The organism is Roseomonas sp. F4, from assembly GCF_053891155.1.
In genome coordinates, this window is sequence record NZ_JBSSHK010000007.1 from 38,384 (window position 1) to 53,912 (window position 15,529).

At 68.7% G+C, this 15,529-nt stretch carries 12 protein-coding genes and 1 tRNA gene; 3 read left to right on the forward strand and 10 right to left on the reverse strand.

Annotated elements, in window-relative coordinates:
- Positions 1-22: 22 nt before the first annotated feature.
- On the reverse strand, positions 23-1,009 hold the full coding sequence (locus ACVFYP_RS25755; protein WP_499203042.1) for an alpha/beta fold hydrolase: 987 nt from the start codon (positions 1,007-1,009) through the stop codon (positions 23-25).
- Positions 1,010-1,614: 605 nt separating this feature from the next.
- On the opposite strand from ACVFYP_RS25755, the gene ACVFYP_RS25760 reads away from it, so the two are divergent.
- Both ACVFYP_RS25760 and ACVFYP_RS25765 read left to right on the forward strand, forming a co-directional pair.
- Positions 1,615-1,691: transfer RNA gene (locus ACVFYP_RS25760), tRNA-Pro, on the forward strand.
- Between the two features lie 218 nt (positions 1,692-1,909).
- The gene (locus ACVFYP_RS25765; RefSeq protein ID WP_499203043.1) at positions 1,910-2,689 is read left to right on the forward strand and encodes a TorF family putative porin; all 780 of its coding nucleotides are present in this window, start codon (positions 1,910-1,912) and stop codon (positions 2,687-2,689) included.
- A 33-nt stretch (positions 2,690-2,722) separates the two neighbouring features.
- Here the strand turns inward: ACVFYP_RS25765 and ACVFYP_RS25770 are convergent, their stop codons facing one another.
- Together ACVFYP_RS25770 and ACVFYP_RS25775 are read right to left on the reverse strand one after the other, a co-directional pair.
- Positions 2,723-2,914, reverse strand: a complete 192-nt coding sequence (locus ACVFYP_RS25770) for a DUF2842 domain-containing protein (protein ID WP_499203044.1) — start codon at positions 2,912-2,914, stop codon at positions 2,723-2,725.
- Positions 2,915-3,361: 447 nt separating this feature from the next.
- Positions 3,362-4,171, reverse strand: coding sequence for a transglutaminase-like domain-containing protein (locus ACVFYP_RS25775; RefSeq protein ID WP_499203045.1), 810 nt, complete (start codon positions 4,169-4,171; stop codon positions 3,362-3,364).
- A gap of 281 nt (positions 4,172-4,452) precedes the next feature.
- Between ACVFYP_RS25775 and ACVFYP_RS25780 the strand changes: the two genes are divergently transcribed.
- A complete protein-coding gene (locus tag ACVFYP_RS25780; RefSeq protein ID WP_499203046.1) occupies positions 4,453-5,391 on the forward strand; it encodes a GlxA family transcriptional regulator in 939 nt (312 codons plus the stop codon).
- Here the strand turns inward: ACVFYP_RS25780 and ACVFYP_RS25785 are convergent.
- The 7 genes from ACVFYP_RS25785 to ACVFYP_RS25815 are packed head-to-tail and all read right to left on the reverse strand — an operon-like array spanning position 5,366 to position 15,525.
- Entirely contained in the window at positions 5,366-5,953 is a 588-nt protein-coding gene (locus ACVFYP_RS25785; RefSeq protein ID WP_499203047.1) for an amino acid synthesis family protein, read from the reverse strand. The two genes, ACVFYP_RS25780 and ACVFYP_RS25785, sit on opposite strands and share 26 nt — an antisense overlap.
- Entirely contained in the window at positions 5,950-6,798 is an 849-nt protein-coding gene (locus tag ACVFYP_RS25790; RefSeq protein WP_499203048.1) for a UPF0280 family protein, read from the reverse strand. The genes ACVFYP_RS25785 and ACVFYP_RS25790 overlap by 4 nt, the downstream gene beginning before the upstream one ends.
- Before the next feature lie 10 nt (positions 6,799-6,808).
- Complete coding sequence (locus ACVFYP_RS25795; RefSeq protein ID WP_499203049.1) at positions 6,809-8,305, reverse strand: 6-hydroxynicotinate reductase; 1,497 nt, start codon at positions 8,303-8,305, stop codon at positions 6,809-6,811.
- Entirely contained in the window at positions 8,302-10,989 is a 2,688-nt protein-coding gene (locus tag ACVFYP_RS25800; RefSeq protein WP_499203050.1) for a molybdopterin-dependent oxidoreductase, read from the reverse strand. The genes ACVFYP_RS25795 and ACVFYP_RS25800 overlap by 4 nt, the downstream gene beginning before the upstream one ends.
- Positions 10,986-11,828 carry an FAD binding domain-containing protein gene (locus tag ACVFYP_RS25805; RefSeq protein WP_499203051.1) on the reverse strand — a complete coding sequence of 281 codons (843 nt, stop codon included), beginning with the start codon at positions 11,826-11,828 and terminating at the stop codon, positions 10,986-10,988. The genes ACVFYP_RS25800 and ACVFYP_RS25805 overlap by 4 nt, the downstream gene beginning before the upstream one ends.
- On the reverse strand, positions 11,825-13,498 hold the full coding sequence (locus ACVFYP_RS25810) for a hydantoinase B/oxoprolinase family protein (protein WP_499203052.1): 1,674 nt from the start codon (positions 13,496-13,498) through the stop codon (positions 11,825-11,827). Before ACVFYP_RS25810 ends, ACVFYP_RS25805 begins: the two co-directional genes overlap by 4 nt.
- Complete coding sequence (locus ACVFYP_RS25815; RefSeq protein ID WP_499203053.1) at positions 13,495-15,525, reverse strand: hydantoinase/oxoprolinase family protein; 2,031 nt, start codon at positions 15,523-15,525, stop codon at positions 13,495-13,497. The genes ACVFYP_RS25810 and ACVFYP_RS25815 overlap by 4 nt, the downstream gene beginning before the upstream one ends.
- Between the last annotated feature and the right edge of the window lie 4 nt (positions 15,526-15,529).

Sequence of the window (15,529 nt, forward strand, 5' to 3'; positions counted from 1 at the left end):
GCGCCCCGTCGCTGTGTCGCGGTCAGCCCCGCGGGCTTGTCGGGCCGGGCAGGTTGCCGGCGAGATCGCGAATCGCCCGCGCCACCATCTCCGGCGCCTGCCAGGGGATGTCATGGTCGGCGCGGTCGGTGATGCGCAGCTCCGCCTGCGGCAGCCGCGTCGCGAGGTCCTGCTGCGCCGCCAGCGCCGCCGCCTGCGCTTCGTCCGCCGGCATGCCTTTCGGCACCACCACCGCGCCATGGGTGGAGGCGAGGATGATGCAGGGCTGGCGTGGCGGCGGTGCGAGCTCGATGGCCGCTGTGTCGGCGACGAGATGGGCCAGCTCCGCCCGCGTTGCCCACAGCCCCCGGGCGGATTGGGACAGCCGGGTCCAGGCCTCCACCATGGTCTCCGGCGTCACCTCGCCGGGGCGCCGGGGCAGCCCCTTGCCCAGCCGCCACAGGCGCCAGAGGCCGAGCTGCGCGGCCGGCACCTTCCACCAGAGCGACCGGGCGAAGCTGGATTGTGTGATCGGCCCGGCCAGGCTGGCGGGGATCGTCTCCACCAGCAGCAGGGCCGCGACATCCTCCGGATGGCGGGCCGCGTGCAGGCGGGCGACGTGGCCGGAGCAGGAATGCGCCACCAGCAGCCAGGGCGGCGCCAGATGCAGCCCGGCCAGCAGGGCGCGCTGTTCGGCCAGCAGGGCCTCACTGTCGCGGGGTGCCTTGTCCGGAATGGGCCCGCTCCAGAGATGGCCGGCGCGGTCGTAGGTGAGCACCAGCCAGTCCGGCCCCAAGGCCTGGACCACGCCAGGCCATGTCAGGCTGCCATTGGTCAGCCCGCCATCCATCACCACCACCGGCTGGTCGATGCTGCGGCGGCGGCCCTGAAGTGCCGCATGCAGCAGCGTCTCGCCCAGCGCCACCACCTGGCCGGCCATGGCGATGCGCCGGCGATCACGGCTGGCGCTCCAGCCTTCCCACACCGCGCCGGACAGGCCCAGCAGGCCCAGCGCGCCGAGAATCAGCATGGCCGCCATCATCGGTGGGCGGGGTGCGGCCGGGTCGGACGGCAGGCGAGTCGTGGCGACAGGTTCACGGCTGAAGGCGATGCGTCGCGAGGTCGGCGCGACAGCCGCGCCGGCATGTCCAGGATGGTTCGGCCATGTCAGCGTCTCCCGCTCAACGCGCGAACGCGCCTTGTCCCCTGCATGGCGCCCCGAGTCCCCCGAGAGAGGACGCCCGCATAATCTCATGCCGTGAGGCATGCGATACATGCAAGGTGCGACGCATTTGCGAATGACGCAATGGGGCAATACCATAAGTCGTGAAACACCCGCACGGCCACCCCACATCCGATCGTGCCAGGACCGAAGCCGTATTCACAATGAACTCGACATGGTTCCAATGCGCGGATTGGTGTCGCTCTGAGTCAAATTCGTCTCTTTCGGGTCCGGATGTATGGAGGAGATCGGGGCAGCGCGCTGACCCGGCGCCGCCAATGCCGAAGGGCGCAGGGTCTACCGGCCGGCCGAGGAGCATTGAATCACCGCCACGGCAACCGCGACCATTTGCCCAGCCCCCGCTTGCCGGCCGCCGGGGGCTTCGCTATAGCGCACGCCTCACTGCCAGACGCCGGAGTGTAGCTCAGCCTGGTAGAGCACTGTGTTCGGGACGCAGGGGCCGGAGGTTCGAATCCTCTCACTCCGACCAACAACGCTGCAGTGAGCTGAACCCCGCCAGGACATGATCCTGGCGGGGTTTTTCGTGCCCTCTGGCACGGTCGCCGCCTTGTGCGATGCAAAACTGCAACAGAGCCCCTCGAATTTCCGCAAGACCGCGGAAATTGCTTCCGTCTGGCTACTGGCCTGCTACGTCTTGCATGACTGCTCACAAAACACGCAGCCGAACGCGAGACACGAGGATTGCCCATGATTCGTTCCATCTCCCTGGCCTCGGCTGCTCTTTTTGGCAGCATATTGCTTGCTCCGGGAGCAAGCTACGCTCAGCAGACCATCGAAAGCGCCGGGCTGACGATCCTCACCACCCCGACGATCGCCTCGGACTATTCCTTCCGAGGCCTGAGCCAGACGCGGAATCGCCCCGCCGCGCAGCTGACCCTGGATGTTGAGCACAGCTCCGGCCTCTATGTCGGTGCCTTCGTCAGCAATGTTGCCTTCGCCGGCACCAATGCACGCCAGGAAGTCGACCTCAACGCCGGCTACCGTTTCGAGCTGGCCGGGGTGAAGCTGGACCTCGGCGCCACTTACTACGCCTATCCGGGCTATGATGCGCCGACCGGCGGCTATGAGCTGAACTTCTATGAATTCGCGCTCCGCGCCTCCTATGAGATCGCGCCGCTGAAGTTCGTCGGCCTCGCCGCCATCTCCCCGGACTTCACCGGTGAATCCGGCCTCGGCGTCTATGTCGAGGGCGGTGTCGACATCGCGCTGGACTTCGGCTTCACCATCGGCGGCCGCTACGGCTACCAGTGGGTCGAGCGCAACTTCGCCACGCCCGGCCGCAACGAGGGCGCTTTCGGCGCCGAGGACTACGCCAACGTCTCCGTCTTCGTGTCGCGGGAGATCATCGGCGGCGTGATCGGCACCCTGTCGGGCGTCTTCACCTCGCTCGATGAACGCCAGGACTGCTTCGGCGGCTCCAAGATCTGCGACAACCGGGTGATCTTCACCCTCAGCCGCCCCTTCTGATCCGGTGAGGCGCCTCCGCCAGGGGGCGCCTTTTCAGCGGCCGCGCGCCGCCCAGAACATCAGCCATTTGGCAGGCCAGGCCCAGGCCATGCCGACGATGACGAAATAGACAAGCTGCAGCAGCCAGTGGGCCGCCAGCACGTGGTCCGCCAGCGCGACCACCGCCATCACATACAGGACGAAGCCGAGGAGTCCGCCCAGCAGGGCGATGGTGATGCGCGACATGGCGCGGATGTGGACCGGCCTGCCCCATCCGCCAAGCCCCCGTCATTCCGCGACAGGCTGGCGGTGCCCCGCGCTGCCCGCCATACTGCGCTGCTGGCAAAGCGCGGACGTGGCGAAATCGGTAGACGCAGCAGACTTCCATCGGAGTGCCCGCGGGGAAATCCGCGGTGCAGAACCGCTCAAAGTCGGGGAAAGCTAACGGGCGCAAGCCTCAGGCCAATCCCGAGCCAAGCCCCCTCGCGGGGGAAGGTGTAGAGACTGGACGGGCGGCGCCTAAAGCCCTCGGTGGGGATTTTCCCCGCTTCGGGGCCATGGCGAAGGGACAGTCCAGACCACGAACGTCGGGTGACGGCGGCGAAAGCCGAAGTGGTACGAAAATCTGCTTCTCATGGAGAGTACGGGTTCAAGTCCCGTCGTCCGCACCACGCCGCGACGCCGCGCGGATGGTCAGCCCGGTTCCTCATCGGTGATGACCTTGAAGCCCGACAGGGTGCAGGGGCCGAAGGTCGTGGCGATGGCCACATCGGTCGCATCCCGCCCCCGCGCCATCAGGATACGGCCAATGCGCGGCGTATTGTTGCGCGCGTCGAAGGTGTGCCAGGCACCGTCCAGATACACCTCGAACCAGGCGGCGAAATCCATCGGGCCATAGGGCGGCGGCATGCCGATATCGCCCAGATAGCCCGTGCAGTAGCGGGCGGGAATGTTGACGCAACGGCACAGCGTGACGGCCAGATGCGCGAAGTCACGGCAGACGCCGACCTGTTCCCGATGCGCATCGGCGGCACTGCGCGTGGCGCTGGCCCGCTGATAGTCGAACTGGATGTGGTTGTGCGCGAAGTCGCAGATGGCCTGCACCCGGTCCCAGCCTTCCGGCCCCTGCCCGAACTGCGCCCAGGCGAAATCCCCCAGCTTGTCCGTGTCGCAGTAGCGGCTGCCCAGCAGATAGACCAAGGCGTCGTCCGGCAGATCCTCGACCTTGTGCTGGCGCGCGCCCCGCAGCACCGGATCCGTCAGGCCACTGTCCTGAACCAGGAAGTTGGTGCTGATCACCACGCGGCCGGCCGGGGCGAGGATGCGGGTGCAGGTGTTGCCGAAGCCATCCTGGTAGTGACGGAACGGAATCGGGGGATCGAGGCTGACCTCATGCGGACCGATCAGGTCCCCCTCGCGCGACGGATGCGGGCTGATCATCAGCAGCATGGGCGTCGGCTGCGGGCAGTCATAGGTAATCTGGCAGCCGGCACGGATGCGCATGTGGAATCCTTCGGGGAGGTGAGGTTCAGGCAAGAACGAAATGAATCGGCCAAGGTTCCCCAGGCGGACCTTGGCAGCACGATGCCGGTATGAACCCTGTGGCCCCTGGTGGACAGCGGCTTGTTCCACCGCCACCATCGCCGCTCCCCATGCCGAGCAAGCCCAGCCGTCGATCTTCCGCCTCCGGTCCAAGTGACCCATGCGTTCCGCCGCGCCGGGGCGACCTGACATGGGAGGCGGAGCGCGGGGTTCCGGCGACGCAGCGCATCGGCTTCCTGCTGGTGCCGGGCTTCCCCCTGCTGGCCTATGGCTGCGCGTTGGAGCCTTACAGGGCCGCCAATGAATTGTCGGGCGTCAGGCTGTATGAATGGGTGCACATCTCGCCGGATGGCGAGCCGGTGCGTGCCTCCAACGGCGTTCGCATCGTGGCCGATCAGGGCCTGTCGCGGCCCAGCCAGCTGGATGCGCTGTTCGTCTGCGCCGGGGGCAATCCGGCGGAATTCACCGATCCGGCGACCTTCGCCTGGCTGCGGGCGGAGGCCTCACGCGGCATCCGCATCGGCGGCCTTTCGGGCGGCCCGCATATCCTGGCGCGCGCCGGCCTGCTGACCGGGTATCGCTGCACGGCGCATTGGGAATACATCCCGGCGATGGCGGAACGCTTCCCGGGGCTGACGCTGACCGGGTCGCTGTATGAGGTGGATCGGGATCGCTGCACCTCCTCCGGCGGGACCGCGCCGCTCGATATGATGCTGGCCTTGATCGAGGCCTCGCAGGGCCGCGTGCTGGCCCGCGCCGTGGCCGAATGGCTGCTGCATACCAGGCCAAGGGCGGGCGATGAGCCGCAGCGCATGGGATTGCGGGAACGCTACGACACCGACCATCCCAGCCTGTTGCTGGCGCTGGAGCGGATGGAAAGCAGCATCGAGGACCCGCTGCCGCGAAAGGCGCTGGCCACCAGCGCCGGGCTTTCAGTGCGGCAGATGGAACGCCTGTTCCGTGGCCAGCTCGGGCGGACCATCGGCGCGCATTATCTCGGCCTGCGGCTGGACCATGCGCGACGGCTGCTGCGGCAGACCTCGCTTTCGGTGCTGGAGGTGGCGATGGCCTGCGGCTTCGTCAGCGCGGCGCATTTCTCCCGCACCTATGCCGCGCGCTTCGGACGATCGCCGAGGCAGGACCGGCGCGGAGAGGTCATCGCTGCCCATCCCACAGGCTGATCGCGTCCTGCGTCAGGCCGCCCACGCGCGCATGCGGCCGCCCGCCCGTGGTCATGGCCAGCGCGAACAGGATCTCGTCGGCGCGCGGCGCATCCGGCACGGTCGCGGTGATGCCATCGAAATGGCTGCGCACATAGGCGGCGTTGCGGTGGTGGATGGGCAGGTCGAGCAAGGCGCCCATCGACCCCACCTTGGTCATCGACGGCACGATGGACAGCGCCTGGCCCAGCAGCCCGCGCATGGCATAGCCGCCCGCCACATGCCACAGCGCGCCATGCTCCAGCTCCCCCGCCGCGCCGACCAGGCCGCCCTTGCCATAGGCCTCGATCCGCGCCGGGTCACCGCCGAGGCCTGCCAGCAGCTTTTCTGCCACCATCAGGCCGATCGGCTTCATCGCCTCCATCATCCACATCAGCTCCGGCTCATGCCGCCCCGCAAAGGGGTTCTTGAGGATGACGGCGCACCAGCCCTTGAGGATCGGTGTTTCCAGCGGCGGGCCGCCGTCATGGCGGACTTCCTCCACGCAGAGCACGGTTTTGCGGATTTCGAGCGTCTGGGTCATGGGCTTGGAGCCTTCAGCAGAAGGGAGGAGGCGCCGGCCAGTCGGGCCCGGCCGCCAAGGCGCAGCGCGGCGGTGCGGACCAGTCCAGCCTGGCAGCAGGATTCGGCGAAGGCGGTGCCGGATGCCAGGGCGGCGTCGATCTCATTTTCCGTCAAGGCACCGACCTCGACCGTGACCAGCCGGTCACCGAGATCGCTATCCGGCTCAAGCGCGGAGGCGGGGCGGCGCGTGATGGCGGGGCTGTCCACATCCACCGCATTGGCGATCAGCGTCGCCGCGACATCCGCGGCGGCGGCATCGCGCGCCAGTACCGTGACGGCATCGGCGATGCCCAGCGAGAAGGAACGGCCATGCCGGCCGGAGGTGGCGATGCCGCCAATGCCATCGGCCGCGCGCAGATGTAGCGCGCCATCGAAGCCGCCGCCGGGCAGGGGGTTCGCCGCCATGCCGATATCCAGGCCATCGCCGGCCAGCACGGCGATGTCGCCGCCATCATTGACGAAGGCGCGGGCCAGATCCGGCGCGGCCGCGCGCATCGCCGCCAGCAGCGCATCCGCCACCGCGCCAGCCACCGCGGCCATCGGCGTGACGAACAGGCCGCGCGCCGCATAGGGCAGGCAGGCGGCGTGCATCGCGCGCGCAATGGCGCCACGCGGTGGCCTGGCCGGCTCGGCGGCGCGGCGCAGCAAGGGCAGTTCGGCGACCAGCTCGTCCAGCACAGTCTGGAACCGCGCAATGGCCGCCGCTTCCGCCGCGGCGACGGACTTCGGCGATCCCCAGGCGCGCAGCACCACATCGATCGGGCCATGCTGCAAATGCAGCCGGTCCTGCGTCAGGCGCTGCACGCTCGGCATCTCAGCCCGGGAAAGGCCAGGGATTGCCCGCCTGCCAATCCTCCACGCGCAGCGAAGGGCCGAGATCGCGCAACAGATCCTGCACCGGCACGATCTCGGACATATGCCCGCCGAGGCGTTCGTACAGCGCGCGGGGCAGGGTGAATTCGATGGGCGCGACCAGAGCGGGCGTGGGCACATAGCCAAAGGCATTCTTCGGCAGCCGCAGCACATCCGCCATCACCGTGATGCCGCCGCCCGGCCAGAGATAGACGGGCGCACCGCCCATGGTGACGCGGGTTTCGCCCGAGGCCACGCTGCGCGTCAGCAGCACCGGATTCTCGGTCACACCCGCGCGCAGTGATCCGCCGGCGCCGGCCATGAAAATGACGGTGCAGAGCGAGGGCTCGCAATTCTCGCCGATGCGCTCTACCACCTTCGCCACATTCGCCGGCATATCGGCCGGCACGGGGCGCAGCGCCTCGTCCAGCACGCACCACAGCGCATCCTCCCCGGTGGTGGAGGTCAGCAGCAGGCGAAGGCCTGGCCAGGCGGTCTTGGGGTCGATGCTCTCGATGATGGCCAGAGGGTCGCTGATATCCGTGCCGCCCCAGCCGAGGCCGGGATTGGCCACCTGGAAATACCGCCCGGGCGTGGAGCGCCGACCGCGCAACCGGATGCCGGTGGGCTTCATGCCGAGCACCTTGCCGGCCTGGTGTTCGGAGAGCAGTCCGGTGATGTGGTCATCGACCACGATCACCTCATCCACCTGGCCGAGCCATTGCTGCGCGAAGATGCCGATGGTAGCGCTGCCACAGCCGACGCGCATCCGCACTTCCGGCTTGCCATCCACCACCGGTGCCTGGCCGGCCTGCACGCGAACCGCGTGGCCGCCATCGATGGCGAGCTCCACCGCCTCGCCCGCACACAGCTTCAGCAGCGTGTCGCAGGTGGTGGTGCCTTCGCGCTTGCTGCCGCCGGTCAGGTGCCGCACGCCACCCAGCGACAGCATCTGGCTGCCATATTCGGCGGTGGTAACATGGCCGACCTGCTCGCCATTCGCGCGCACGGCGGCGGTCTCGGCGCCGAGGTGCCGATCCGTGTCGATCTTCACCTTGACGCCGCAATAGCTGAAAATGCCCTCGGTCACGATGGTGACGGTATCCACCCCCGCATGGCTGGCGCCGACGATGAAGGGGGCGGGCTTGTAGTCCGGATAGGTGGTGCCGGCGCCGATGCCGGTGACGAAGGCGCGGGACGGATCGAGCAACTGCCCATCCCAGCCGCCTTCAGCGAAGGCGACGACAGGCCCGCCGGATTCCACCGCGCGCGCCAGTGTCACCGCCGGATCGGTGCGGACCAACTGCCCATTGTCATTGGCATAGCGCGAACAGGCGCCGCTGCGGCCGGGGCGGATGCGACACAGGACGGGGCAGGCATCGCAGCGGACAATGCCCTGATCGCCCTCGGCCGCGCCAAATTTTTGGGAACGCGCGGCGAGGCTGCCATGGTCGCTCATCGCATCTGCTCCCACAGGCGGTGCGGCAGCACGGGCACCTGGCGCATGGTGACGCCGGTGGCGTGGCGGATGGCGGAGAGGATGGCCGGCGCTGTTGGCACCAGCGCGGGCTCGCCAACGCCCTTGGCGCCATAGGGGCCTTCGGGTTCCGGGTCCTCAATCAGATGCACGTCGATCTCCGGCACGTCGCCCACGGTCGGGATCAAGTAGTCATGCAGATTTTCGGTACGACCTGGTAGAAATTCCTCCATCAGCGCCAGACCAAGGCCCTGCGCGATACCGCCATGGATTTGGCCGAGGACGAGGGTGGGGTTCACCGCCCGCCCGACATCCTGCGCCGCAACAATGCGCCGCACCTTGGTGACGCCCAGCGCCGTGTCCACGGCGACCAGTGCGATCTGCGCGGCAAAGCCGTAGGTGGCATAGGGCGTGCCCTGGCCGTCTTCGTCCAGCGCCGTGGTCGGGGGGTCGTACTGGCCCTCCGCCTCCAGATCGGCGTCGAGCGTGGCGAGGTCGATGACGCGCGCGCTGCCGATGCGCAGCATCGTGCCCTCCAGCGTCAGCACCGTTTCCTCGCCGGCATTGGCCAGTGCCAGGATGCGCCGCCGCAGCGCCAGCCCCGTCTCCATTGCGGCGCGGCCACTGACAAAAGTCTGGCGGGAGGCGCTGGTCTTGCCGGCGTCATAGGTGAGGGCGGTGTCGCCCAGCACATAGCGGAACTGCGCGAGCGGCAGGCCGAGCGCATCCGCGCAGATCTGGGCCATGACGGTGGTGCTGCCCTGGCCGATATCCACCGCGCCGTTGAACAAAGTGAGCGTGCCATCGCGCGCCAGCGTGAGCTTCATGCGGGAGGGGTTGGACATGCTGGTGTTGCCGCAGCCATACCACATGCAGGCAATGCCGGCGCCGAGCCTTTCGCGCGGCGCCTTGGCGTTGTGCGCCGCGACCTGCGCCAGCATCGCATCCCAATCCGGCTTCAGCGCATCCAGGCATTCCGGCAGGCCAGCAGAGGCATGCAGCACCTGGCCGCTATGCGTCGCGTCGCCGCGCCCGATGGCATTGCGGCGCCTGATTTCCCAGCGGTCCAGGCCTAGCTGTTCCGCAAGATCATCCACAAGCGATTCCGTCGCGATCGCCGCTTGCGGCACACCAAAGCCGCGAAAGGCGCCGGCGGGCGTGTCGTTGGTATAGATGGCGCGCGCACGGTTGCGGAGGTTCGTGATGCGGTAGGGACCGCCGGCATGCACGGGCACGCGGTTGGCGACGGTGGCGCCCCAGCTCGCATAGGCGCCGGTGTTGAAATCCGCGTCGAGCTCATAGCTGGTGAATCGGCCCTCCGCATCGGCGGACATCCGCGCGGTGATGCTGGCGGGGTGGCGCTTGGTGGTGCTGGCCATGCTTTCCGCGCGGGAATAGATGATGCGCACCGGCCGGTTCAGCTTGCGCGCGGCGACCGCCAGCAAGGGCTGCACCGAAACATCCAGCTTGCCACCAAAACCGCCGCCGCAGGCGCTCGGGCGGATGCGCACCGCATCCTCCGCCACGCCGAGCACGCGCGCGGTTTCCTCGCGGTCCATATAGGGCGCCTGGGTGCAGGCGAAGACCTCCATGCCGATGCCATCCGGCGCGGGCTGGGCGTAGCCGGCTTCGGGTTCGATATAGGCATGCTCGACAAAGCCAGTGGTGAAAGAGCCTTCGGCATTGGCGACGTCGCGCGCGGGCCTGCCGCGGTTCAGTCGCCCCTCGATCAGCAGGTTCTGCGCCGCATGCGCGTGCAGCTGCGGCGCATCCGCCGCGCGCGCCGCGGCGGTGCCGTGCAGCGCCGGCATGGGTTGCCAGGTGATCGGCAGCGCCGAATCGCGCACCGCTGCCACGGCCTCCCGCGTTCCGACCAGGCCCAGCACCGCCTCGCCACGGAACCGCACGAAGCCATCGGCCAGCACGGGCTGGTCCTTCAGCTTCGGCATGATGCCGAAGCTGTTGACGCCCGGCACATCGGCGGCGGTCAGGATGGCCTCCAGCCCCAGCTCACGCCGCGCCGCCTCCAGATCGCCGAGCAAAAAACGCGCACTGGCATGGGGCGATCGCACCACGCGCAGCCACAGCGCATCGGCCGGCGCCTCATCCGCGCCAAAATGGTCCGTGCCGTCCAGCTTCGCCGCGCCATCCAGCCGCGCGATACTGGCGCCCACCGCCTCGCCGGCCAGTGGCAACGGGACGGCCCGCGGTGCCGCGTCCAGCACCGCATCCAGAATCTTGGCATAGCCGGTGCAGCGGCAGAGCACGCCGCCCAGCGCATCCCGCACCGCCGCGCGGTCCGGCGCCGCGTTGCGCAGCAGCAGGTCGGTTGCCGCCATCAACATGCCCGGCGAGCAGATGCCGCATTGCGCCGCGCCATGCGCCAGGAAGGCCGCGCGCAGCCGCGCGAGCAGGGCGCCCACCTCGCCCTCCGTTGCTTCCACCGTCTCCACCCGCGCGCCTTCCGCCTGGGCGGAGGGGACCAGGCAGGCGCAAGCCTGGGCGCCATCCACCAGCACCGTGCAGGCGCCGCAATCGCCGGCGTTGCAGCCCTCCTTCGTGCCGGTCAGGCCTAGCCTTTCGCGCAGCGTGTAGGACAGCGGCGCGAAAGGCGGCGCGGAGACGGTGCAGGGCGCGCCGTTCAGAGTGAAAGCGATGTCGATCATCCGCGCGCCTCCAGCAGATCCCGCAACAGCACCAGTGCGGCATCGCGCCGATAGGCGGCAGTGGCACGGATATCGTCAATCGGTGTCAGCGATGCCAGATGCTGCGGCTGCACCATGCGTGCCGCCTGCGCACGATCCACGCCCAGCAGTGCCGCTTCCAGCGCCGGCAGGCGCTGCGCCACCGCCGAGCAGGCGCCAAGCGCGATGCGGGCCGTGGTGATGCGCCCCGCGGCATCTGTGGCCACCACACCGGCCGCCATGGCGATGGAGATCACCAGATAGTGCCGGGCGCCGAGCTTGCGGAAGGCGCCCTGCGCCGCCTCCAGCCGCGGCACATGCAGGGCGATGGCCAGCTCATCCGCCGCCAATGCGGTCGCGCGATAGCCGGTCAGGAAGTGATCCACCGGCAGCAGGCGCGTGCCGCGTGGGCCCGCGATTTCCACGGAGGCATCCAGCGCCAGCAGGTTCGGAATGCCGTCGCCGGCCGGGGAGGCGGTGACGAGGTTGCCGATCAGCGTGCCGCGATTCTGCACCTGCATCCCGCCCACCTCCCGCGCCGCCGCCTTCAGCCCGTCGAACAGCGGTGGCAGCTTGGCATGCGCGATCGCGGACCATGTGATGAGGCAGCCGATGCGCCAGCCCGTCGCGGTTTCGTCAATGCCGCGCAATCCGGGCACGGCGCTGATATCCAGCACGTCCTTATGCGTCGGATCGCCCCAGGCGGCACGGGCGGTGCGGGCGGGGAAGACGTCTGTGCCGCCGGCGAGCACCATCACATCCGCCCCGGCGCGGATGGCCAGCGCATCACGCAGCGTCGTGGGGCGGTGATAAGCGATCATCCCCACAGCACCTTGGCCTGTTCGGCCGTGTAGTAGCCGCGCCGCACATCCTGCGCGACCAGCGCCGGATCGCGGTCGAGGGGATGGCCGTAGCCGCCGCCGCCTGGCGTCATCACCTCCACACGGTCGCCGGCGCGCAGGGCGAGGCCCTGATCCTTGGAAAGATGCAGCGGGATGGTGGTTACGCCGTTGCGGTGCAGCTTCACGACATTCTTCGCGCCATCTCCACCCCCGAGCACGCCGGGCGGGCCGAAGCGGCCGTGATCCATCACGAAGCTCGCCTTCGCCTCCCCGCGCAGCAGTTCGACCTCATAATGCACGCCGAACCCGCCACGCTGCGCGCCGGCGCCGCCAGAGCCTTCATGGATGGCGAAACGCCGGAAAAGGACGGGATAGTATTGCTCCATCACCTCCACCGGCGCGGTCTTGCTGATGCCGATGGTGGAGCAACCATTGGTCAGCCCATCGGCCTCCGCATGGCCGCCATAGCCGCCGCCTGTGATCTGGTACATCACATAGCCAGCCTTGCGCGCCGGGTCGAAGCCACCCAGCGCGAAGTTGCCGGAGGTACCCGCGGGCGCCGCCCAGACCTCCCCCGGCAGGGCCTGTGCGATGGCGAGAAATACCGCCTCTGCGATTCGCTGCGACACCTCGGCCGCGCAGCCGGACACCGGGCGAGGATAGCGCGCATCGAGAAACGTACCCTCCGGCCGGATCACGCGCAGTGGCGCAAAGGTGCCGGCATTGATCGGGACGTCCGGAAAAATGTGTTTCATGGCGAGATAGATGGCGGAACAGGTGGTGGCCCAGACGGAATTCATCGGTCCCTGGCAGGGCGGCGACGAATCGCCGAGATCGAAGACCAGCTCATCATCCTGCCGCGTCACGGTCAGCGCGATGCGCAGCGGCGCATCCACCACGCCATCCGAATCCACGAAGGTTTCTGCCGTGTAGACGCCGGCCGGGATACGCCGGATTTCCGCCAGCATGCGTTCCGCCGCGCGGGCCCGGATGCCGGCGATGGCATCGCGCAGCCTGGGCAGGCCGTAGCGCGCCACCATCTCGGCAAGCCGTGCCTCGCCCACCAGCAAAGCCGCGGCCTGCGCCTTGATGTCGCCGATGCGCTGGTCCGCGACGCGGATGTTCGACTGGATGATCGACAGAATCTCCCGATCCAGCACGCCCTTCTTGAACAGCTTTACCGGCGGCAGGCGCAGGCCCTCCTGCTCGACTTCGGTTGCATGCGCGGAAAAACCGCCAGGCACCATGCCGCCGATATCGGGCCAGTGGCCGGTGTTCTGCAGCCAGCAGAACAACTCGCCTCCGACGAAGAAGGGTCGGCAGAAACGCACATCCATCAGATGCGTGCCGCCGAGATAGGGGTCGTTGACAATGTAGATATCGCCTGGCTCCGGCGGCGCCACCGCGCCTTCACGGATCAGCCGCACGAGATGCGCCGCCGAATGCGCCATAGTGCCGACGAAGACCGGCAGGCCGAGCTCCCCCTGCGCGATCAGCGCGCCATCCTCCGCCGCATAGATGCCGTCCGACCTGTCATCGGCCTCCGCGATCACGGGCGAAAAGGCGGCGCGAGAGAAGGTGATGTCCATCTCGTTGCAGACCTGCTGCAACCCGGCCTGGATCACCGCGAGCGTCAGGGCATCGATCATGGCAGCACCGTGATGCGCAGATTGCCGATGGCATCGACAACGGCTTCGGATCGTGGCTCCAGCACCGTCGTGGCATCAGCCTGCTGGATGATGGCGGGGCCGGCAATGCGCGCGCCCTCGGTCAGCCTTTCGCGCTGCCAAACCGTGGCACTGTGCCAGGCGCCCTCGGCATAGAGGTTCCGCGCGCCCAGCCGCGCATCGCCCACACGCTCCGCGGGGTCCAGCAATGCCGAGAGGGGGAAGGCACGGCGGCGGCCGATGACGGTTGTTGTGAGGTTCACCAGCACGGCGCGAATCTCGGGAAGCCGCAGCTGAAAACGGGCAAAATAGGCGGCCTCGAAAGCGGCCTGGATCTCCGCGCGGGTCATGTCGGCGCGCGGCAGGGCGACGCGGATCAGATGCGTCTGGCCGCGGAACTGCATATCCGCCGCATGCAGCACATCGGTGGTCTCGATCTCTGCGCTGTCGGCGGTGACCACGGAGAGGGCGCGGTCGCGCTGCGCCGTCAGCACCTCCGTGATCTCCTCCGCCGAGATGTCGTCCAGCCCGCGATTTAGCGTGTTCACCGCATCCTGGCGCAGATCGGCCACCAGGCAGCCGAGCGCATTGGTCAGGCCAGGCCGCGCCGGCACCAGCACCATCGGGATGCCGATCTCCCGCGCCAGCGCCACCGCATGCAGCGGCCCGGCGCCGCCAAAGGCAAACAGGCAAAAATCGCGCGGGTCGTGACCGCGGGAGAGGGAGACCATGCGGATCGCGCCGGCCATATGCACATTGGCCAGGCGAAGCGTGGCCTCCGCCGCCTGTTCCACGCTCATGCCGAGCGGCGTGCCGATCTGCGCCGCGAAGCTTGCCCGGATCCGCTCCATCGGCACAGGCTCCCGCACCGCCAGCAAGCGTGCGGGATCGAGCCGCCCGAGGACCAGATTGGCGTCGGTGATGGTCGGCTGTGTGCCGCCACGGCCGAAGCAGATCGGCCCCGGCAGGCTGCCCGCGCTTTCAGGGCCGACACGAAACATCCCCGCGCGGTCGATGCCGGCGATGGAGCCACCGCCGGCGCCCACGGTTCGCACATCCACCATCGGCAGGTGGATCGGCAGCCCATAGGCGATGGACAGTTCCGCCGAAACCTCCGGCACGCCGCCGGCGATCAGCGCGACATCGGTGGAGGTGCCGCCCATGTCATAGGTGATGGCATTGCGCAGCCCGCTCTGGGCCAGCGTCGCCGCCGCGGCCATGACGCCGGAGGCGGGGCCGGACATCACGGTCTTCGCAGCCTCCCGCGCCACCAGCCTCGCCGGCACGGTGCCGCCATTGCCGTTCATCACCAGCAGTTCCCGCCTGTGGCCCTGGGCCGCGAGTTGCGTCTGCAGGCGGGTGATGTAGCGGTCCAGAATCGGCTGCACGGCCGCATTCACCGCGGCGGTGGTGCCACGCTCATATTCGCGGAATTCCGAGAGCAGCTCATGGCCCAGCGTGACATAGTCGTTCGGCCAGAGACTGCGCGCGATTTCGCCGGCGCGGCGTTCATGCGCGGGGTTGGCATAGGCGTGCAGGAAATGCACGACCAGCGCCTCGCAGCCCTCGGCCAGCAGCGCGCGCACCTCCCGTGCCACAGCCTCCTCATCCAGCGGCGTCACCACGGCGCCGCGCGCATCCATGCGTTCCGCCACTTCGCGCCGCCATTCGCGCGGCACCAGCGGTTCGAAACCGCCCTTCAGCCCATAGGGATTCGGGCGCGTGCGACGGCCGAGTTCCAGCACATCGCGGAACCCGGCGGTGGTGATCAGCCCGACCTTGGCCAGTTTGCGTTCCAGCACGGCATTGGTCGTCGCGGTGGTGCCGTGGATGATGAGGTCGAGCTCGGCCGGGGAACTTCCCGCGGCCGCGATGGCCGCTAATACGCCCTCCGCCTGGTTCGCCGTGGTGGTCGGCACCTTGGCCAGACGGATGCGGCCCGTCGCGTCTTGCAGCAGCAGATCTGTAAAGGTGCCGCCGACATCGATGCCGGCCGTGATGCGGGACATGTCT

Bases quoted from the DNA above. Each gene is read 5' to 3' on its own strand.
- ACVFYP_RS25755 (WP_499203042.1), bottom strand. From the start codon at position 1,009: ATGCTGATTCTCGGCGCGCTGGGCCTGCTGGGCCTGTCCGGCGCGGTG.
- ACVFYP_RS25765 (WP_499203043.1), top strand. From the start codon at position 1,910: ATGATTCGTTCCATCTCCCTGGCCTCGGCTGCTCTTTTTGGCAGCATA.
- ACVFYP_RS25770 (WP_499203044.1), bottom strand. From the start codon at position 2,914: ATGTCGCGCATCACCATCGCCCTGCTGGGCGGACTCCTCGGCTTCGTC.
- ACVFYP_RS25775 (WP_499203045.1), bottom strand. From the start codon at position 4,171: ATGCGCATCCGTGCCGGCTGCCAGATTACCTATGACTGCCCGCAGCCG.
- ACVFYP_RS25785 (WP_499203047.1), bottom strand. From the start codon at position 5,953: ATGACCCAGACGCTCGAAATCCGCAAAACCGTGCTCTGCGTGGAGGAA.
- ACVFYP_RS25795 (WP_499203049.1), bottom strand. From the start codon at position 8,305: ATGAGCGACCATGGCAGCCTCGCCGCGCGTTCCCAAAAATTTGGCGCG.
- ACVFYP_RS25800 (WP_499203050.1), bottom strand. From the start codon at position 10,989: ATGATCGACATCGCTTTCACTCTGAACGGCGCGCCCTGCACCGTCTCC.
- ACVFYP_RS25805 (WP_499203051.1), bottom strand. From the start codon at position 11,828: ATGATCGCTTATCACCGCCCCACGACGCTGCGTGATGCGCTGGCCATC.
- ACVFYP_RS25810 (WP_499203052.1), bottom strand. From the start codon at position 13,498: ATGATCGATGCCCTGACGCTCGCGGTGATCCAGGCCGGGTTGCAGCAG.
- ACVFYP_RS25815 (WP_499203053.1), bottom strand. From the start codon at position 15,525: ATGTCCCGCATCACGGCCGGCATCGATGTCGGCGGCACCTTTACAGAT.